The organism is Streptomyces sp. NPDC037421 (assembly GCF_055602105.1).
In genome coordinates, this window is the sequence record NZ_JBVJWV010000030.1 from 1 (window position 1) to 19,607 (window position 19,607).

Consider the following 19,607-nt stretch of genomic DNA (forward strand, 5'->3'; position numbering starts at 1 on the left):
CCGACCCCTCCCCCTCCCCCCCCCCGCCCGGCCCCCCCCCCCCCCCCCCCCCCCCCCCCCCCCCCCCCCCCCCCCCCCCCCGCCCCGTGCTGCTGGCCCTGCTGGTTCGTTGTCAGGCGCAGCAGGTCGGGCCGAGCTCGTCCACACAGCTGATGATCGTGGAGGTGGCCGACTTCGAACCGCAGGTGATCTTGGTGAAGCCCGCCATCGGCTGCAGGGAGGCGTCCAGCTCCGCGGACACGGCGAGGTCGAGCTCGAGGTCGAAGTCGGAAAGGTCGGCAGCGGTGGCGGGAATCAGGGTGGCGACGGCCATGACAATTCTCCTCTTGATGGTGTGACCCCGGTGGAAGTTTTCCGCCGGGCTCGTTCTGAGTTGGAGTCTTGTCCACGAATACGGGCTGACTCAATTCATTTGAGGAAGAGTTGAGGTCGCGGGAATCTGAATCCTGCATTCCGCACAACGATCACGCTAGGTGGGTCGCGATTGAGCGATGAATTCGGAATTTGAGATTCCATCATGCCGCCTGACCTGCGGTTTTCCGTTCCATGCGAGCAAGTCTCAGATCTAGCTCAAGTTACTCTCCGGTCATTAACAACTCGCTCGACTGGCGCGTAATGTTGCTGCCACGCCGACCCGAAGATCCCTTGGGTGACTTGATTTCACCTCACACGGGCATGGGGTGTCGGATCTGGGTGATCCGCCGTACGGCGAATGGATGCCCGGCGTTCTCAGCCGCCCGGGAGACGCCTTGTTTCCCGATTTCAAACATTCTGGAATGGAGCACGAAAATGGACCGATCGCGCATTCTTGCCATTGCTGGCAGCGTCCTCACGGCCGGCGTCCTGGCCGCCGGACCCGCTGCGGCGGCCGAACGGACCGGGCAGAGCGAGGGAGCCTCCTTCGCGGTGCAGGCGTCGGCCGAGCGTTCCGCCGCCGGGGGCGACCTCGTGGTGAACAAGTTCCCCTGCTGCGTCTGACACCGGCTACAGCGGCTGCTCGCCCTCGCGGCACGGGCAGCCGCTGCGCCGTTCTCCGTAGCGCCGAAGAAGGACCGATCGACGAGGTGACCATGTTCCGAGCGCTCCGGGCCGCGTACGCCGCGAGCACCACCTGCCCCGAGACTGCCCTGAGGCTGACGGACCGCCTGGCCGGCGCCGCCAGCCTGGTCGCCTCCCTCGAAAGCCTCGTATCGACACGGAACGCGTACCGCGACGGCTCGGTCCTGACCGGAGGCCTGATGAGCAAGAGGATTCCCCTCGGATCCAAGTTTGTCCCGGTACTCGTCCGGGCCAGCTCGGGACGCCGAACGGAGCAGGCGCTGGAAGCGGTCCGCTTGGCGGCCTCCGTCACACTGCTCGCGGGAAGACCGGGACGGGCGACCCGCGCGGCGGCGCTGGCCCTGCTCTCCGTGTCCTCGGCAGCCACCTACCGGCGCCATACCGCGCAGTCGGACGGTGCGGAGCAACTGCTCTTCCAGGTCCAGGCCGCGTCCGCCCTGGCACGAGCCGTCGGCGGCCCCCGCGCCGCGAACGCATGCCTCTGGTACATCGCCGCCCAGACGACGCTGGCCTACACCGTCTCCGGCTACTCGAAGCTCGCGGGCGCCGAATGGCGCTCCGGCGAGGCACTGCCCAACGTGCTGCGCACCGAGACCTACGGCGACCGGACGGCGTTCGAGCTGGCCCGGGCACACCCGCGCACCACCCGCGCCGTCGGAGCGGGCGTGGTGCTGGGCGAATGCGCCTTCGGCCTCCTCTACCTCCTCGGCAGGGGCAGACACGCCCCGGTATTCGTATCGGCGGGTCTGCTGTTCCACCTGGTCAACGCGCGCGCCATGGGGCTCGGCCGGTTCCTCTTCTCCTTCGTCGCCACCTACCCGGCCGTCCTCTACACCGCGCGCCGGATCTCCGAGGGGCACCGCCATGAGCGCTGAGGCACGGGTTCTCCGCATCGCAGCCGCCGGCACGGGAGCTGCGGCGCTGGCCGGGCTCGCCGACCGGGCCCTCCGCCGCCGCCGGGTCCTCACGGGGCGCGGTGACGAACGGACCCTGGCAGCCCGGTCGGGCAACGAACTCGCCTACCGCTTCACGGACACCTCCCCCTCCCCCGGCTCCCTCGGCGACCGGGAGCCCGTGTTCGTCTTCGCGACGGGCCTCCTGGCCACCATGGAGCACTGGACCTGGCTCACTGCGGCTCTCGGCCCGGCCGGAGGCCGCCCGTCGCTGCTCCGCTACGACCGGGCCGGCTACGGACGGAGCCGCCCGCGCCGCGGCAGCACACCCAATGCCGCCACGGCTGTCGAGGACCTCGTCGAACTCGTGGAACACACCTGCGGCGCCCGCCGCCTGATCCTCGTCGGCCACGACCTCGGGGCCGGTCTCGTCCTGCGGGCAGCGGAACGCCTCGCCGACCGGACGGCCGGGGTCGTCCTCCTCGAACCCCTGCTGAGCGCCGACGACAGCGGCAGCTCCGGCAGGGGCGACGGCCATGGCGGCGTCCCCTCCCTCCTCCTCTGGTCGCTACGTCTGGGCTGGGGCGGCCTCCTCACGGCCCCCCGCTGGGCGGCGGCCCTGCCGGACGACGCCCGCGTCCGGTGCGAAGACCAGTACCGGGACCAACACCTGTGGCGAACGGGAAGGAAGGAGAGCACCTCCATGCGCCACCTGGCCGCCGTCACCCCGTCCGTGCTCGCCCGGACCCCGGCACCGGTCTGCCTGATCTCCCTCGGCCACGGGCCAGAGCTGCCGCTGCCCGGGTCCGTGACCGGACACGTCGTGCGCGGTGCTCAGCCGGGGCACCTCCTCGTTTCACGCGAGAGCGCGGTGCGGGCGGCCTCCGCCATCACCAACTTCGTCGCGGCCCTGCCGGACGGGGACTCGCCGCGATGACACGGACCATGCGCCGCACCCGGGGCATCGGCCTGGCGGTGGAAGCGGTTCTGGGCGCCGCCCTCGTCGCCACCGCACTGGGCCAGCACCCGCTGCGGATCTTCGACCGGCTGCGCACCCTCGACCGCACCGGCCTGGTCCTGCCCGACTGGCGGCTGTTCGCACCGGTACCGGTCATGCACGACCTCCACCTCCTCCACCGGTCGGTGGAGGAGGGAATCGCCTCGGACTGGGAGGTGGTCTCCCACATCTCGGAACGAACGGCCCTGCAGATGGTGTGGTTCCCCGAGCGGCGCGAGCAGAAGGCCGTCCTCGACCTCTGCCAGGAGGTCTCCTTCCACGCCGCCCAAGGACTGCCCGACCTGCGAAAGACTCCCGCATATCAGATCCTCACGGCCTGGCTCGCAGCTCGGAGCACCAGGCTGCAGCCGGATGCGGACGGGTTCCAGTTCATGATCATGAGGGCGGCGGGCTACGACGAGGCCGTCACCCCGGAATGCGTCTTCAGCTCACCGGTCGAACCCATGCCGAGGACGTCGTCACCTCGCGGTGCGTCAATGGAGCCAGAACGGCCGGACGCCGAGTAGCTCGGTCCGCAGGACGGGGGCGGCGTCCACCGGTGCCGGGTCCTCCTCAACGAGCTCGAAGGGCAGGGCCAGCAGCACGGGGCGCGGCGGCCGGCCAGGCCGCGGCGCCCTCGGGACGGGGCGGCCGGGCGCCGCCCTCCTCATCTGGCGGCCGCGGTCCAGCCCAGGCCGAAGGGCGGGACGTCGTCGGCCGTCACGTCCAGCGGCCGCCTCGGGTCGCCGCGTGCCGGGCGCCCGTACGCGCGGACCTGCTCGTACCGCACCCGGGTGACCGAGCTCCAGCAGCCCGTCCGCTCCACCCCAGCCCCCGCTCGATAGCCGCGCCCGAGCAACTGAAGTCGCTGGCCACGGCAACGTGGGCTTCGCGTTGCTCGGGGGGTGCCACGGTCGCGGACAACGTCGGCGTAGGAATGGGAGCTGAAGCCGACCACGTCGCGGCGGAGGGTGCCGAGCGAGATTCCGCTGCGACGTCGAGCAGCAGTCCGTCCAGCGGCCGCCAACCAGCTCGTCCAGGTCGTGGGGCACGCACGGGGACAAAAGGCCAGTACCCGCACGGGCTGAGCGGTCAACTCACAAGAGGCCGACAGCTTCGGCCAGCCAGAGGCCCGGAATGTCCAGGCCGAGCAGGGCCGGCACGGCCACGCCTCCGGGAATCGAGGCACAGACAGCAAGCGTGACCAGCGTACTCGGGGCTGCGATGCCCTCCCCGGGGTAGAGCGCGGCCCGGCGGTAGGCCCAGGATCCGCAGAGCAGGGCGTAGCACCCCCAGACTGGCGAAGAGCAGCAGCACCCACTCCGACGGCCGGTCCGGGGCCTGCAGACAGGGCGCGAAGGTGGCGCCCAGCAGGCAGATCTGTGCCAGGTGTACGGCGCCGGCGAGGCCGTCGCGGAGCATCGCAGGCTCGCGTCGCAGTTCGCCGTCCAGGTCCCGGCCGCGCAGCAGCCGCACGATCATGACCAGGTTGCTCGGTTGTTCTTGCTGCCCCCAAAGGAAGCCGCCGTCCCGGCTCCTGGCGCCGTTCTCTTCCGCCGGGGCCGTCCCGGTAGCGTTTCCGTCCCCGGGAACGCCGTCCACCACAACGAACGACCGCTTCGCCCAGTTGTCGCGCGCCAGGCCACTGCCGCTCGGTGCAGCGGTGCTCTGGCAGCGATTCCAGGTTGTGGCAGCGGACGCGGGTTGCGCAGTTCGAGCACTCCAGCGTCCCGGTCTCAAGCCAGCTCCTGTACCAGGCCTGCTCCTGCAGGCGTCCAGGATGCGGTTGAGCTGATCGCGCTGGCTGTCGATCTCCCTCGCCCACGTCCACGGACGCCTCGCCTGGTTCCTCGGCGCAGCCGCAACCGCGCTGGCCCCCGTTCAGTGGCGCGCCCTGCCACCCGAAGACGGCCCCGCCTTCGGGACCTTCGAGCCTGACCCCGAGCAGTACGCCGAGGCCGACGACGCGGGCCCGGGCCGACCCGACCTGGACGGGGTTGGGTGTCCACGGGCGCCCTCCGACCTGACCTGGCGAGGCCGGTGACGGCGCCGATGACCGCCTCCATGGGAGCCTGCCGGCGACCCCACTCAGCGAATGTCGGCCGAAGAGGTCAAGGCCTGATCCATCCGACCAGCCGCGTTGATCCAGCATGACGGGTTGAGCTGCGCGGCGTCTGTGTCAGAAGGCCGTCGGGGGGCACCAGCGTGGTCATGACCGTGATGCTGCTGTTCCTGCTCCCCGCCGGCCTCGCCCTGGTGCTCCTGGCGACCACCGGGCCCCGGCACCCCGGCCGACACCGCCAGGACTGAGCGCGTACGGCGTGTGGTGCGGCCGAGCTGGGGCGGTCTCCCGCCGTGCCGGGAGACCGGGCCTTGCCCGGGCACGCCATACCGGCACGGGTCACGCGAACCCCAACCGGCCTCCGACCGCACCCGGAGGGCCGGCTGCGGCCTGCGGGACGTCGCCCCGCCACATGAACCGGCCGACCGGGTCGGCGCCAGGGCCCGGTCGGCCAGCTCGTAGTCAGACCGCCCACCAGGGCCGAACGCCCCGTGATCGGACATCAGCAGCGCCCCGTCAACGGTCTCCTGCGGGGGCCAGCCGGTCACGTCGAGCAGCAGACCGTCGAGCGGGCCGCCGACGAGTTCGACGTAGTCGTGGCCCCGCCGCGGGCCCGGCTCCGGGTCGTCCGGATCCGCCCCGTACACCTGCCGGACCCACCACGCGGCATCCATGCACGCAGCCTCCCACCCCGGCCCCGGCAGCGGGCGGGGATGCCCGCTCCGGCCCCGCAGGGATGAAAGGGCATCTACCGGCCGCCCATGCGGAACAGGGCCGAAGCCGGGGCCACCAGTTCCTTCGCGAGCTGCTCACTGCTGGTGGCCGCGGCCCGCAGCTGCGCCGCAGCCTCGGCGACCGCAGGACCGGCGGTCGACCACCCGGACAGCACGAGTACGGGATCACGGCGGTGCGGTGCACCGGCGGGAAGGAGGCGGGCCACGCGGACGTTATCTTTCTGATCTTGCGCAGGACCCCGGGGATGCCCCGCGAAACGCCCCAGCCACACCTCGAATTTCCGGCCCCCGGCAACCGCCGGAGCCGCCACGACCGCACCGGAGCTGAACGACATGATCCGCCTCTCTACCACCCCCATGACGTGGGTCGCCGCCGGCGACAGCATCACCCAGGCAGTACTGCACACCCACGGCGCACGCGGCTGGGTGGAACACCTGCAGGAACGGGTCAGGTGGCAGATGGACCGGCTGACCGACATCGTCGTCAACACCGGTGTCTCCGGCTGGCGCGCCGTGGACGTCCTCGGCTCCTACGACCACCTCATCGGGCGCTTCGCCCCCGACGTCCTGTCTATATCCCTCGGCACCAACGACGCGCGCGCCGGCCTCGGCGGGCTGCCGGAGTTCCGGGGCGCCATGCGCGAACTCATCGACCGTACGGACGAGGACACGCAGATCGTCCTCCACACCCCGGTCCTGGTCAGCATCGCCGGGCGCGACGCCCGCGGCACGCTCCCGGCATACGCCCAGGCCGTACGGGACCTCGCGAAGGAGACCGGCGTACTGCTGGTCGACCACGAGGCGTACTGGAACGAGCACTTCGACGGCGCCGACCCGATCGCCTGGCTCGACGACCCGGCCCACCCCAACGCCGTCGGCCACCTCCGGATGGCCGAGCACACGCTCCGGGTCCTGGGCCTGGGCACCCTGGAACCGCGCACCTGACGGCGGAGGGGGCGGGCTGGGCGGGCGGTCGGGTCGCCCGATAGCGAGCGGCCGGAACACAAGCCCGCTCATCTCTCCACCAACCTGAAGGTCACTTAGCTTGTCGTCTATGGTCTGGCGTCGAACGAGACTCGAACTTGATCAGCGTTTTCGCAGTTCAGCGGACGCGGAGGCGGCCTTCGTCTGATCCTGTGCTCCGTCACAGAGTGGATCAGCGCGAAGGCCGTGGTCGTGAGTCTGGTGCATCAGGGTTCCTGCGGGATGCGTTCGCGGAAGTGTCACGCTTCCGGTCGGAGTTGTACGCGTGTCTGACCGCGCGGGGCGACGCCCTGTTCGAACTGTGCGACGCGTTGCTGTGCACGGACGGGCCGGTGCGGACGCTGGGCGATCTCGCGCTCGCGCCGGAACACCGCCGTGGGCACGGGGCTCTGTACGGCGGACTCAACCAGGGCCGGATCGACATAGCCCGGCTGCGTCGAGTCCTGGCCGGGGTGCTGTTGCCGAGGGCGGCGGACGGTCGGCTCGTGCTGGCCGTGGATGTCTCACCGTGGCTGCGACCGGACGCCAACACCTGTGCTGACCGGGCCTTCTGCCACACGTTCGGCCGGGGTGAGGGCAAACATCAGATGGTGCCGGGATGGCCGTACTCGGTGGTGGCCGCGCTGGAGACCGGACGCACGTCCTGGACGGCGGTGCTGGACGCGGTCCGCCTTCAGCCCGGCGCCGACGTCGCCGCGGTGACCACGGTGCAGATCCGCGAGGTCGTCGAGCGGCTCGTCGCCGCCGGTCAGTGGCGGCCGGGTGACCCGCCGGTCCTGGTCGTGCTGGACGCGGGATACGACGCCCCGCGCATCGCTCACTTGCTGGGCGACCTGCCCGTCGAGGTCCTCGGCCGGCTGCGGTCGGACCGGGTGATGCGCCGGCCGACGCCCTCGCCCAAGGAGTACGCCTTGTCCTATCCCCAAGGTGGGCGGCCGCCGAAGCACCGGCGGCGAGTTCGTCTTCGGCGACCCCACCACCTGGGGCACCGAGCAGGCCGTGACGATCACGGACACCCGGCTCTATGGGAAGGCGACCGCGCAAGCGTGGGACCGGCTCCACCCGCGGCTGACCCGCCGGGCCGCATGGCTCCACCACGACGGGCCGCTGCCCATCATCGAGGGCACCGTGATCCGTCTGGTCGTGGAGAAGCTGCCCAGCGGTGGGGTCAACAAGCCGGTCTGGCTGTGGTGGTCGGGCACCGGCGCCACCATCGCGGACGTCGGCCGCTGCTGGCAGTCCTTCCTCCGCCGCTTCGACATCGAGCACACATTCCGCCTGTTCAAGCAGACGCTCGGCTGGACCAAGCCCCGGCTCCGCAGCTCAGAGGCGGCGGACCGGTGGACGTGGCTGTTGATCGCCGCCTATGCCCAGCTCCGGCTCGCCCGCCCGCTGGCCACCGACCTCCGCAGGCCCTGGGAGAAGCCGACCGAGCCGAACAAGCTGACACCCGCCCGCGTCCGCAGAGGGTTCAGGAACCTGTGCACGAAGGCCGGCTCACCCGCCGGTGCACCCAAACCCTCCCGTCCTGGCCCTGGCCGACCACCGGGTTCGAAGAACCGCCGCCCAGCCACCCGTCACGACGTGGGAAGAGTCCTTGCGACCGGCGAGGCATACAGCCGGCCAGCCCACCACAAGATCGGCACGAAACCCCGCCGCACTGGATAAACGACAAGTTAGGGCCTGTGTGATGTCGTGATCATTCGGCTGTCTTCAGCAGGTCGTCGATCCAGATCAATGCGGCGCGGAGGTGGAGGCCGGCGAGATAGCTCTCAGGTGTCTTGTCATAGCGGGTGGCGATGCCTCGCCAGGCCTTCAGCTTGTTGATCAGGCGTTCGACCGTGTTCCGCTCCTTGTAGAGGTCGGCGTCGTGGCTGAGGGGTTGGCCGCCTCGCGCGCCCTCCTTCTGGCGATCGGTGTCCAGGCCGCGGGCAGCGGCGCCTGGGCACCGAGGCCAGGGGCAGGGCTATCCAGGCTGTGGCGGACGGCTGCGTCTGTGCATCCGCCGTTGGCGATCGTGTTCACCAAGCGGATGAACCCGGACGCGACGGAGGTCTGGATGCGGCAGGTCGCCTCTCTGGGCGAGCAGGCCTGGAAGGGCCAGTGGAACATCGGCTACTCCAGGCGCTGGCCGGGCTTGGTCTGGAGTGGGCAGCGGCAGTGTGAGGCTTTGCGCCGTGTACGTGTCATAAGATCATCTTCTCGCCGGGTGTCCCGGCAAATCCTCTTTTTGGTTTTGATTTGGGAGAAGACTGTCGTGAGGTTTACGGGGAGGGTTGCAGCCATGACTGCAGCTGCTGGGGCTTTGATGCTGCTGACGCCGGCGGTGAGCCACGCCAGCGGGACTACGTTCGTCAACTGGGGCAGCAGGAAGTGCCTGGAGATCGAGAACTCCAGCAGCAAGAACGGTGCTCGCGCCCAGCAGTGGGACTGCAACGGCCAGGATGGTGGCCACTGGGACTGGGAATGGGTGGGGCCCGGCCAGCAGTACTGGATCAGGAACGCCCACACCGGCAAGTGCCTTGAGGTGGCCGACAGCCGTACGGACAACGGCGCCCCCGTTCAGCAGTGGGACTGTGCCAACGGCGCCAAGGGCCAGCTCTGGATCAAGCCAGGGGCTGGGAGCTTGGTCATCCGCAACTACGGGTCTGGCAAGGCCCTGGAAGTAGAGAACTCCTCAACTCGCAACGGTGCCCGCGTCCAGCAGTGGACCTACACGGGCGCGGACGGGCAGAAGTGGTCCTGATCAGGGGCGGTCCGATGGGGCCTGACGCCTGACCTTCGGACAGATCCTGGCAAGGGCGTTGCGGCGCCCCTGCCACTGGGCACCGCCCATGGCCAGCTGCCGGCTCCTGCAGGCACTGTGGGCAGTGGCTGCCCAACCTGCGCCGCCCCGGCGCCCTGGCCGATCCTCTGAGTGGGCGGTGACGCTGCGCGAGGCCGACGAGGACTGGAACCCGCAGTGGCCGGCGGAGTGGCAGCGGCCCCGCGGTGGCGCTTCGGCGCCGGGGTCGCCCAGCAGCGCCCCGGGTCCGCGCGTCCAGGACCGGTACGTCTCCAGTGCGATCAGGGCGGGGGGAGAGCGGGCAGCGCCGTATCGACATCGAGGCCCGGCTCGTTCGAGCGGCGGGTTCAGTCACTCCGGACCGGCAGCAGCCGGCGCGACTGACAGCCGTTCTGAGTGTCGTCGCTTCCAACCCTTGAGTCGGCGACCTCGGAAGGGGACCCGGATGTGCCTGCCAGCACCTTGGCATGCCTTATCCACCCCAGCATTTCAGTCGCGGCAGCGAGCGCCTTGACGATCCCGTGGCTTCGGGCGGCCACCACATCCACCTTGGATAAGAAGCACCGTTTTCGTGGCAGTGGAGACCGTGGTGGTGTATCGCCCCATGACAGCGAAAACCACCCCAAGCACCGCTTCCATGTCAGTAGCAGATGTGCCCCCTGGTCATACGACCAGCACGAACGCATCTGACTGACGGACCGTCACTGTCAATCCCCCACTGACACCAAACGGGCGCATCGCAGGAAGGACATCTGACGGTTCCCCGCAAACACGTCGAGACGATCACCATCGGCGACGGCCAGGCGCAGCGGGAAGTACCGCTGAAGCGCGGTACGTGGGTCGACAACCAGCGCCGCCGGGCCGCCACGCTGACACCGGAGCGGGTGGAGCGGCTGTCCAAGGTCGGGATGCGGTGGGCGTGACAGGCGTCATGCCGGTCCGGAGGCTGTCCGCCAGGCGGCGGGCGCCAGGAAGCCCCTGCTCCTCCGAGTGAGCCGGGAGGAGCAGGGGATCTCCGGGGGCAGGCTCAGCTGCCAACAACGTGCGGAGGCTGGGGTTAGGCCGGGGTGATGTTCTCCGCCTGGGGGCCCTTCTGGCCCTGGGTGACGTCGAACGTCACGACCTGGCCCTCCTGCAGCTCACGGAAGCCCGAGGAGTTGATCGCCGAATAGTGGGCGAAGACGTCCGGGCCGCCACCGTCCTGGGCGATGAAGCCGAAGCCCTTCTCCGCGTTGAACCACTTCACAGTTCCCGTAGCCATGTCTCATGCCTTCCAGTCGATGAACGCCTCCCGCACCATGCGGAAGGCGGAGGTGATCGCCCTGGTTCCTGCGGCACAGCACAGCAAAACGCCCACGCCGAGGCGTGGGCAAAGGGGACTTCCGAACCACGACAGCTGACGCAGACGGTACACGGCCGCACATGCAGTCACCACAACAATCTGCACACGTCGCGCCTTGGACCAGATGCGCGCATATCCGCCGAAGGCCGGCAGGCGCTCAAGCCGCAGCCTTGGGATTCGCTGAGTCGGCTACGCGACGGTGTTCGGTGTTGATGCGCTGTGCCTCCTCGAGTTGATCCTCGAGGATGACGATGCGGCAGGCGGCCTCGACGGGAGTGCCCTGGTCGACGAGTTCCCGCGCGCGGGCGGCGATGCGCAGCTGGTAGCGGGAGTAGCGGCGGTGTCCGCCGGCGGAGCGGAGCGGGGTGATGAGGCGGTGTTCGCCGATGGCGCGGAGGAAACTCTGGCTGGTGCCGAGCATTTCGGCGGCACGGCCCATGGTGTAGGCGGGGTAGTCGTCGTCATCGAGACGGTCATACATGTCGTCTGCTGTCATCACACCTTCCTGTTGAACGCGTGGAGGGGCCCGGGTGCCGTACTGGCACCCGGGCCCCGAAGGAACTGCTACACCATCTGCCGGCCCTAGTCCTGCGCCGGCCTTCTGTTTCCACAGACCCGACCTGAGCTCTGTCGGGGGTGCGGGGATCGCGGATGCGTGACCGGAGACCACCTCACTATCGATGTCCTGCGGTACCCGGGCTTCGTACTGCTCACCCGGGCGATCCTGATGGCGTCGGCTCCTCCGTTCTTCCCTCTGGATCAATCACTTACCAAACGGGAACTGCGTACTGCTGTTACTGCGAACCGCTTGTACTGCTGGTGTTGCGTACTACTGGTGGCCTCTCACAGCGCCACTTCGGCAGCCAGCCCCGTCGCCCATCCTGCATCTGCTCTGGCTTAGAACCCCACTGCCGAACCTCCCGGTGCGCGCGCCCGCAGCCGACGCCTTCACCGAGGTACCACTCACTGATCTCACTGCTGGGTACTGCCCACTGCACTTACTACGGGTACTGCTCACGGCGGCCCCTGATCACTGCGGGCCACCCGGTCCGGTCACCAGCCCCGTCGCCGTCCTGCAACAACCCTGGCTTCGAAACTCCGTCACCGCACCGTCCAACGACCTGCAACTGCGGGTACTACTGCCCGGCAGTTCGTCTCTGCCAGGCCCTTCGGCCCTTCTTGGTTACGTGAGAAACCATACCCACGCCAACGCCCAATGTCTACTCCGACCGACACAGATTTCTGTGCGTTCGCCGACCAGGTAATCTGCCTCGAACAAAGACACGGACAGGCGCGAGGAGCGGCCGTCACTGGATTACCCGCCACAGGCCAGGGCACAAGCACCATCCGGGCACCACCAGGGGCATTGACGATCCAGAGACCAGGGTGAACCACCTCATGGACACGACGAGCGTCAACCTCTCAACCGCCCGCTCCGCCGCCTCCGTCGAACTTCGCCCCGCAGCCGGCACAGGCAGGGCGGGCGGCCTCGCGCTCGGCCCTCTTCCGCTCGGCCGCCCGGCGCAGCTGCTCTGGGTAATCCTCGCGAGCTTGGCCGCCATCTCCTCGGCGGTCGTAGCAGTTGATGCTTTGGCGCGTCCCGGAGGGTACTGCTACTCGGCCCTTGAGGACGTGCGGTCTGTGGTGGCCAGCGCGGCGGCAAGTTGTGTTCTGCTGCTGATTCCGAGTTTGCGCAGGGCGTTGGCGACGTGGTGCTCGGCAGTCCGTGGCGAGACGTGCAGTTGCTCGGCGATGGCGCGGTTGGAGTGGCCTTGTGCGGCGAGGAGGGCGGTTTGGTGTTCGCGGGGGGAGAGGCCGTCGCCGTATCCCACGGGGCCGCGTTTGCTGGCGCGGGTGAGCCCGTGGCGGCGTAGCAGGCGGCGGCAGTTGTCGAGGTCCCATTTCGCGCCGATGCGCCGATACGTTTCCAGCGCCTCATCACTGAGTTCCTGTCCCCGCTGGCGGTCGGCGGGCAGGCAGCAGCGGGCGGCGTCCTGGAGGGCGTGTCCTGTTTCGAGAGGCCTGCCGGCCTCGGTCCAGGCTTGGGCGGCCCGTGTGAAAAGTGGTATGGCTGCGTCCGGGCGCTGGCCGGCTTCCGTGAGGTGGGCGCGGCAGGTGAGGAGGGCGGCGGTGGCGGCCGGGGCGTGTCGTCCCTCGATGCCGTGGGCGAAGTCTTCGACGAGCCGCTGAGCTTGGGGGTGCTGGCCGGTTCGGATGAGGGCTTCGACGGCGGTGGGGGCGAGGTCGGTGGCCCAGATCCATCCTCCGGTGCGTCGGATGTGGTCGAGGGTGAGGGTGGTGGCGGCGTTTGCGTGGTCGGGGCGGTCGGCGGCGAGGTGGATGCGGGCGAGGGCTGCGGCGGAGGCGGGCAGGACGATGCCGGTGTCGAGCTGGGAGGTTCCGGCGGCGTTCGTCAGGTCTTGGCGCGCGGTGGCGGTGTCCCCCCGCTGGTGGAGGGTGAGCAGGCCGCGGACGAGGAGGGACTCGGCGGTGAGGTCACGGATCTCGGAGTAGAGGTGGAGGGCGCGCTGTGCGCGCTCGGCGAGCCCTTCCCAGTGGCCGGTGGTCCAGGCGAGGAGGATGTGGGCGGTTTCGGCGAGTCCCTCGAGGTAGGGGATGCCGTTTCGTTCCAGGAATTCGTCCGCTTTGGCGAGGTGGTCGCGGGCGGCGGCGGGGTAGCCGAGCGCGGTGGTGGCGTGGGCGAGGTTGACGCGTGCGCGGGCGAGCTGGACTTCCTCGGAGGCCGACGCGGGGGTGCCGGGGAGGGCTGTTGCCGCGTTCCAGGCTTCCGGGTCGCCGGTGAACATCAGGACGGTGGCCCGGTTGACGGCGATGGCGGTGCGCTGGACGGGGTCCGTGATGCGCGGGAGGAGTGCTTCGGCGCGCTCCAGCCATTCCAGGTGCTGGGTCAGGGGCCATCCCTGGATGGAGGGGAAGGCGATTGCGGACATGGCGCGGGCGGCGAGTTCGGGTGCGGTGTCGGTGAGGTCGTCGGCGGCCCGGGCGATCTCGTCCATGCCGGCGAGTCCGAGACCCGCCTGGTTGCGCATGAGGGTGCCCAGGTAGAGGCGTAGCTCACCGGCTGCGGGGCGGGGCGGTGCGTCCTCGGTCAGCGTCCGGCGCAGGGCGGGGATGATGGCGTCGTCGGGCATCGCCGACAGGGCGGCGTTGCCGAGTTTGAGGCCGAGCCGGATCCGGGCGGTGGCGGAGGGGTGGTCGCTCAGCGCCGTGAGGTAGTGGCAGGTGGCGGTGCTGGTGTCGCCCTGCGCTGTAGCGCGGTCGCCGGCGGCTTCGGTGTAGCGCAGGTAGGCCTTGGTGCGGCCGGCCTGCTGGTAGTGGTGGGCGATCTGGGCGAGCGGCGGTGGTGAGATGTGGGTGAGTACGGCTTTGGCTGCGCGCAGGTGCAGGGGGCGGCGTTCGAACTCGCAGATGGCTTCGTAGGCTGCCTGGCGGGCCAGGGAGTGGCGGAAGTCGAGTGTCCCGGCGGCGGCGGGGTGCAGGACGCCGTGCTCGAGCGCCACGGTGACGGCCCGGCGGGTGTCGGGTTCGCTCAGGCCGGTGATGTCGGCGAGCAGGTCGACGGTGACGGTACGTGCCGCGACGGCGGCAGCGGCGACGACGTCACGGGCCTGCTCCGGGAGGAGGGCCAGCCGTTCCAGGAGCACGCGCCGCACGGGGGCGGGCAGGATGATCGTGCCGTCGGCGTCCGGGGTGGTGCCGTCGTCGTCGGTGATCAGCCTGATGACTTCCTCGATGGCGAAGGGGATGCCGGCGGTGCGGCGGTGCAGGCGTTCGGCGAAGTGCTGGGATGTGTGCTCCGCGCCCATGAGCTGGGCGGCCAGCTCTCCTGTCTCTGCTGCTGTCAGGGGAGCGAGGCGGACTTCGTGGACCTGTGCACCGGACAGCCACGAGGCCGCTCCACGGTGCCTTGCGGCATGAGGAGTGTCGTCCCGGTCGGTCAGTACGACCGTCAGGTCGGCGGGCAGGCGCGTGGTCAGGACCCGCAGGAACTCGCGGGTGCTCGCGTCTGCCCAGTGGACGTCCTCCAGCACCAGGACCGCCGGGTCTATGGACCGGAGCAGTGCGTAAATGGCTCCGTGCAGGCGGTAGGTCTCGGCCTGCACGTAGCTGAAGACCGGAAGCGACGGCGGCAGGAATCCGGCGAGGTCGGGCAGAAGAAGACGCAGAGCGCCCGCGAGTGCGGGTACCTCGCGCAGCGCACTGGCGGGGAGGCGGTTGAGCGCGGCGATGACCGGTCCCAGGACGGGAGTCTCCGCCATCTCGGAGCACTGCCCGATCAGGTGTGGGAGGTTCTTCAGCGCAGGGGTCCGCAGGAGTTCCTGGACGAGTCGCGTCTTGCCGATGCCGGCCTCGCCGGTGATGACGATGATGCTCGGCGGCTGGGCTGCCGCCCGGGACAGGGATTCGAGCTGGGCTGTGCGTCCGATCAGGGGGGCGGGGGTGGGCCGTGGTGCGTGCACGGGAGGCTGGCTCTCCTGGGTATTCCGGGCAGATACGCCACGTGGGGGCTCTGCCGCATTGCCCGTACGGGCCCGCCCCCGCGGGGCCCGTACGGTGCTGCAGGGGTCAGGGTCGGTGGCGCTCTGAGAGCTGCTGCTCGTAGAGGCTGGCGGGTGCTACTGGGTTGCCGGGGCTGACGATGGTCCCGAGGGCGGGCGGGGTCGGGAGGTCCTTGTCGTGCTTGCCGTCGACCCGCTTGCCGGTGATGCCGTAGGCCCAGTTGTTGGCGGTGGGCGGCGTCAGGATGGCGTACTTCGCGGCCTTGGTGTTCCAGAACATGTTGTTGGCGCCCTGCCAGCCGTGGCCGGTGCCGCCGTCCCAGGCGTTGGCGGCGATGAAGGCGCCGTCGGTGCTGTTGATGGTCAGCTGATCGTAGAGGGTGCCCGAGGCCCAGCGCATGTGCGGGCCGGCGTCGACCTGGCCGTGGCCCGTGAGGGACGTGGCGGTGGAGCGGGTGAAGACGTTGGGGCCCGCGGCGAAGGCCTGGGTGGTCCAGGCGTGGACGCGATCGCCGGTGACGGTGGTGTCGCGGACCAGCACCTGCTGCCCGCCGACCATGAACGCGGGCGGCGGTGCCAGCCCGTCCGGGACCTCCATGTTCAGGTCGGCGGCCCGCTCGATGGTGACCCGGCTGGCGTTGTCGCTGACGTAGAACCCGGATCCGAAGCGGGTCAGCTTCACGTCCTTGACCCACACGTCCCGTGCGGCGCCGATCGTCACCAGGCGCGAGGCGAAGGCCCCGGCGTCCTTGTTCTTGCCGTCCTCGGGCCGCCCGTAGTGGGGGTCCTCGGTGAATTCCTTCGCGTCCGCGGCCAGGTTCTCCACGCCCGCGTGGGTGACCTGGCCGTCGAGGGTGTAGTGCCAGGCGGTGCCGCCGCCGTACTTCTTCTCGATCGCGGTCGTGATCGGGGCGTCCAGCGTGAGGGTCTTCCCGGAGACGGACACGACGGTCCGCACCGCGAGGATGCCCGAGTTCGGCGTCCAGGACTCCCCGCCGGGGATCTTGTTCATGCCGATCGCGTTGATCCACTCCTGGGTCGTCGGGCGCTGGACCACGATCCGCTCGCCCGCCTTGAACGAGGAGGCGTCCTGGAGGGTGACCTTGGTGGCGCCGACGGGCACGTCGTCGGCGATCGACACCCGCTGTCCCGTCCGGGTGTAGGCGCCGTCCCCGCCGATGGTGATCAGTGATCCCGGCTCCCCCGTGGCCTTAAGGAGGGTCCCTCCCTTGCCGAGGTCGGTGCCGGAGCCGCGCAGGACGACTCCGTCCGCCAGCTTCAGCGAGGCCGTGACCCGGAACGTCCCGGGGCCCAGGAGGACCGCTACGGGCCCGCCCGCGGTCTTGGCCTTCTTCGCGGCGGCGTTGACGGCGTCCTGGATGCGGGGGGTGTCGTCACCGTCGCCGGTGCGCTCGTCGACGCGTCCGACGACCGCGGCGTCGGGCAGGGCGACGCCGCCGCCCTTGTAGCCGGCCGACGAGAAGTCGGGGATGCGGTTCCTGGACGCGTCCGGCGTGTAGGACAGCTTGCCGCCGACCAGCTCCAGCGAGGGCACCTTGGCCGTGCCCGGCTGCGTGGCCTGCGCGGCCTGCGCGGCCTGCGCGGCCTGCTCGTCGCTCTGCACCCACACGACCGCCGTCGTCGCGAGCGCCGCGACCGCGCAGGCGGCCGTGATCCGGCCCGCGCTCATCGTCCTGCTGTGCCGCCCCTTGCCCTTCCGGTCCGTCATCGGCTTCTTCGTACGCCTGGCGCTCATCGCGCTGCTCCTCAAAAGTGGTGCGGTGCCCTACGAGCCCCGCAACAGGAGATCGTAGGTGGAATGGAAAATCCAGTCGAAGATTCTTTGGTAATGGAACCGTTACAGGCATGAATCTTCGGTAATGGGGACTAGGGTCGCCGTCGGATCGGCACGCCGCCCCCGGGTTCCCGGGGACCGCGCCAGCCTGGTACCCGCTGTGGCACACGGGCCGCCGGGACTCTTCATGGCCCGGCAGCCCGTGCTCTGTGCCCGTCCCGATGCGCTGCGCTGGTGCAGCGCCTCTCTTGCCTGTCCGGGACGGGCCGTGGAGGGGGCAGGCGGCTGTCGCACCGGCCTGCCGGATACAACGGGTCAGAACTGGAGCGACCAGGCGTTGATGTAGCCGATGTCCTCCTTGGCGTTGTCAGTGACGCGCAGGTTCCAGGTGCCGTTGGCGACCTCGCCGGAGGCGTTGACGGTGTAGGTGCCCTGGACGTTGTCCGCGTCGTCGTTGCTGTTGTAGTCCTTCAGGCGGTAGGCGCTGCCGTCGGGGGCGATGAGCTCCACGCGCAGGTCACCGCGGAAGGTGTGGCGGATGTCCACGTTCACCGCCAGGGCCGCCGGCGCGTTGCCGCTGACTCCGGACACGGTGACCGGCGAGTTGACGGTGGCGTTGTCCCTGATCTGGTAGTCGGCCGTGTTCTCGAACTTCGGGCCGCTCGGCGGCGGAGTGGTGCCACCGTTGTTGATGTGGAGCAGCTTGTTCGGGGAACCGGCCTTGGCGTCGGTGACCTTGTTGGGGGTGGCGTCGGCCACGAGTTTGTCGCGGACCTGCGCCGGCGACCAGGAAGGGTTGGCCGCGAGGACCAGGGCCGCCGCGCCGGCCACGTGCGGCGAGGCCATCGACGTGCCGCTCATGATGGTCGTCGCCGTGTCGCTGGAGTAGGAGGCCGAGGTGATGTTCACGCCCGGGGCGAACACGTCCAGGCACGTGCCGTAGTTGGAGAACAAGGCGCGGGCGTCGTTGCTGTCCGTCGCACCCGCCGTGATCGCGTTCGGCGTTGACGCCGGGGAGCGGGTGCAGGAGTCGGTGTTGCCATTGCCGGCCGCGACCGCGTAGGTGATGCCGGAGGCGATCGAGTTGGTGATGGCGTCGTTCATCGACTGGGTCTTGGCGTCCTCGATGCTCATGTTCGCTACGGCGGGCTTGGCCGCGTTCCGGGTCACCCAGTCGACTGCGGCGATGATGCCGGAGTTGGGGCCCGATCCACCGCAGTCGAGGATGCGCACGCCCACCAGTTTGATGCCCTTGGCGACCCCGTACGTGCTGCCGCCGACCGTTCCGGCGACGTGGGTGCCGTGCCCGTGACAGTCGGAGGCGTTGGAGTCGTTGTCGATGAAGTCGTAGCCGCTGACCGCCCGGCCGCCGAAGTCCTGGTGGGTCATACGGATGCCCGTGTCCAGGACGTACGCGGTGACGTTCGATGCGGTGCTCGGGTAGGTGTACTTCTTGTCCAGCGGCAGGTCCCGCTGGTCGACGCGGTCCAGGCCCCAGGTCGGGTTGGTCTGCGTCTCGGCGGCGCGCGCGATACCGTCCACCTCCACCCGCGCCACCGCCGGGTTCCCGGCGAGCCGCTTGGCGGCGGCCTCCGGCAGACGGATGGAGAAGCCGCGCAGAGCGTCGGTGTACACGTGACCCAGCGTGCCGCCATGTCCGGCCGTCAGGTCCCGTGCGTGCCGCTCGACCTCACCGCGCTCGATCGACCTGTGCAGGGTGACGATGTAGGAGTCCTTCACCACGTCGGCACGCCCCGCGCCGACGATCACCCCCTCGCCCGAGGGAGAGGGGGTCGCGCTCACTGCCGTACCCGCCCCGATCAGCAGGGCAACACTCGCGAACCCTGCGGCAACAGCGCGCAGGCCCACAGCGTGGGAACTCATGCGGATTCCTCCTCAACGACTGACCGGACCACGCCGGCCCGGCAACCACGGAGCAACCCCCCGCCTGCGGGCAGGCCGGAAACAGGGCGCGGCAGCCTGGCGAAGCCACCGCGATCCGAAACCGTGCCATGGGGCCGACGACCATCCGGTCCGTGCCCGGCAATCCCCGCAGCGAGGGGCAGGCACGACCGCAGAAGCCCCCATGCGGTCATGCCTGCGCTCGACGGCTACTCCTCTGGGGGGAGGCTCCACGGCACATCCGGTCGCCTGACAAGGCGACCTAGGTGTGGCTGTGGACGAGCCACCGTCGAACCCCCAGAGCATCGTCCGCAGAGGTGGAAGCAGACAATCCGTAGCCCTACCTAAAAATTTTCCGGCCGAGGCGCGCAGCGACAAAACCGCAGTCCGCGTCATGACCCGTGCCGTAGACCCGGCCGCGCAGCGGCTCCTCGTCTTCCTCCGTGCGTCCCAGCGTCCCGGCGTCCACCGACAGCGCAGACCTGCCCTGGGTCGCCTAAGGCTTGCCCGCGTTAACGACGGAGGCTTGCCCAG

15 protein-coding genes and 3 pseudogenes are annotated in these 19,607 nt (G+C 69.9%); 8 read left to right on the top strand and 10 right to left on the bottom strand.

Annotation, left to right across the window (positions count from 1 at the left end; translation table 11 throughout):
• Positions 1-112: 112 nt before the first annotated feature.
• The gene (locus ACZ7IF_RS30935; protein WP_470978105.1) at positions 113-313 is read right to left on the bottom strand and encodes a hypothetical protein; all 201 of its coding nucleotides are present in this window, start codon (positions 311-313) and stop codon (positions 113-115) included.
• Between the two features lie 476 nt (positions 314-789).
• Between ACZ7IF_RS30935 and ACZ7IF_RS30940 the strand changes: the two genes are divergently transcribed.
• From ACZ7IF_RS30940 to ACZ7IF_RS30955, 4 genes are all read left to right on the top strand, one after another.
• Positions 790-978 carry a hypothetical protein gene (locus ACZ7IF_RS30940; RefSeq protein ID WP_470978107.1) on the top strand — a complete coding sequence of 63 codons (189 nt, stop codon included), beginning with the start codon at positions 790-792 and terminating at the stop codon, positions 976-978.
• Positions 979-1,064: 86 nt separating this feature from the next.
• On the top strand, positions 1,065-1,934 hold the full coding sequence (locus tag ACZ7IF_RS30945; protein ID WP_470978109.1) for a hypothetical protein: 870 nt from the start codon (positions 1,065-1,067) through the stop codon (positions 1,932-1,934).
• A complete protein-coding gene (locus ACZ7IF_RS30950; RefSeq protein ID WP_470978112.1) occupies positions 1,924-2,889 on the top strand; it encodes an alpha/beta hydrolase in 966 nt (321 codons plus the stop codon). The genes ACZ7IF_RS30945 and ACZ7IF_RS30950 overlap by 11 nt, the downstream gene beginning before the upstream one ends.
• 8 nt (positions 2,890-2,897) lie before the next feature.
• Positions 2,898-3,476 carry a hypothetical protein gene (locus tag ACZ7IF_RS30955; protein ID WP_470978113.1) on the top strand — a complete coding sequence of 193 codons (579 nt, stop codon included), beginning with the start codon at positions 2,898-2,900 and terminating at the stop codon, positions 3,474-3,476.
• Between the two features lie 140 nt (positions 3,477-3,616).
• On the opposite strand, the gene ACZ7IF_RS30960 is transcribed toward ACZ7IF_RS30955, so the two are convergent.
• The 3 genes and pseudogenes from ACZ7IF_RS30960 to ACZ7IF_RS30970 all read right to left on the bottom strand — a co-directional run bounded on the left by ACZ7IF_RS30960 (position 3,617) and on the right by ACZ7IF_RS30970 (position 5,951).
• On the bottom strand, positions 3,617-3,775 hold the full coding sequence (locus ACZ7IF_RS30960; protein WP_470978115.1) for a hypothetical protein: 159 nt from the start codon (positions 3,773-3,775) through the stop codon (positions 3,617-3,619).
• Between the two features lie 1,575 nt (positions 3,776-5,350).
• Positions 5,351-5,685: pseudogene (locus ACZ7IF_RS30965) on the bottom strand (hypothetical protein).
• A gap of 74 nt (positions 5,686-5,759) precedes the next feature.
• Positions 5,760-5,951, bottom strand: a complete 192-nt coding sequence (locus ACZ7IF_RS30970) for a hypothetical protein (RefSeq protein WP_470978116.1) — start codon at positions 5,949-5,951, stop codon at positions 5,760-5,762.
• Positions 5,952-6,078: 127 nt separating this feature from the next.
• On the opposite strand from ACZ7IF_RS30970, the gene ACZ7IF_RS30975 reads away from it, so the two are divergent.
• Entirely contained in the window at positions 6,079-6,690 is a 612-nt protein-coding gene (locus tag ACZ7IF_RS30975; RefSeq protein WP_470978119.1) for an SGNH/GDSL hydrolase family protein, read from the top strand.
• Between the two features lie 275 nt (positions 6,691-6,965).
• A complete protein-coding gene (locus tag ACZ7IF_RS30980; protein ID WP_470978308.1) occupies positions 6,966-8,420 on the top strand; it encodes a transposase in 1,455 nt (484 codons plus the stop codon).
• An 8-nt stretch (positions 8,421-8,428) separates the two neighbouring features.
• Here ACZ7IF_RS30980 and ACZ7IF_RS30985 read toward each other — a convergent pair.
• Positions 8,429-8,644: pseudogene (locus ACZ7IF_RS30985) on the bottom strand (hypothetical protein); the annotation flags it as partial.
• Between the two features lie 393 nt (positions 8,645-9,037).
• Here ACZ7IF_RS30985 and ACZ7IF_RS30990 point away from each other — a divergent pair.
• Positions 9,038-9,475 (top strand): RICIN domain-containing protein, encoded by a 438-nt coding sequence (locus tag ACZ7IF_RS30990; RefSeq protein WP_470978311.1) that lies wholly within the window; start codon positions 9,038-9,040, stop codon positions 9,473-9,475.
• Positions 9,476-10,263: 788 nt separating this feature from the next.
• Positions 10,264-10,437 (top strand): annotated as a pseudogene (locus ACZ7IF_RS30995) (helicase associated domain-containing protein); the annotation flags it as partial.
• 134 nt (positions 10,438-10,571) lie between these two features.
• On the opposite strand, the gene ACZ7IF_RS31000 reads toward ACZ7IF_RS30995, so the two are convergent.
• The 5 genes from ACZ7IF_RS31000 to ACZ7IF_RS31020 all read right to left on the bottom strand — a co-directional run bounded on the left by ACZ7IF_RS31000 (position 10,572) and on the right by ACZ7IF_RS31020 (position 19,055).
• Complete coding sequence (locus tag ACZ7IF_RS31000) at positions 10,572-10,775, bottom strand: cold-shock protein (protein WP_030303412.1); 204 nt, start codon at positions 10,773-10,775, stop codon at positions 10,572-10,574.
• 238 nt (positions 10,776-11,013) lie between these two features.
• Positions 11,014-11,352 carry a MerR family transcriptional regulator gene (locus ACZ7IF_RS31005; protein ID WP_470978121.1) on the bottom strand — a complete coding sequence of 113 codons (339 nt, stop codon included), beginning with the start codon at positions 11,350-11,352 and terminating at the stop codon, positions 11,014-11,016.
• Between the two features lie 1,117 nt (positions 11,353-12,469).
• Complete coding sequence (locus ACZ7IF_RS31010) at positions 12,470-15,337, bottom strand: ATP-binding protein (protein ID WP_470978122.1); 2,868 nt, start codon at positions 15,335-15,337, stop codon at positions 12,470-12,472.
• 106 nt (positions 15,338-15,443) lie between these two features.
• Entirely contained in the window at positions 15,444-17,132 is a 1,689-nt protein-coding gene (locus tag ACZ7IF_RS31015) for a pectate lyase family protein (protein ID WP_470978125.1), read from the bottom strand.
• 354 nt (positions 17,133-17,486) lie between these two features.
• Positions 17,487-19,055, bottom strand: coding sequence for a S8 family serine peptidase (locus tag ACZ7IF_RS31020; protein WP_470978127.1), 1,569 nt, complete (start codon positions 19,053-19,055; stop codon positions 17,487-17,489).
• Positions 19,056-19,607: the final 552 nt, after the last annotated feature.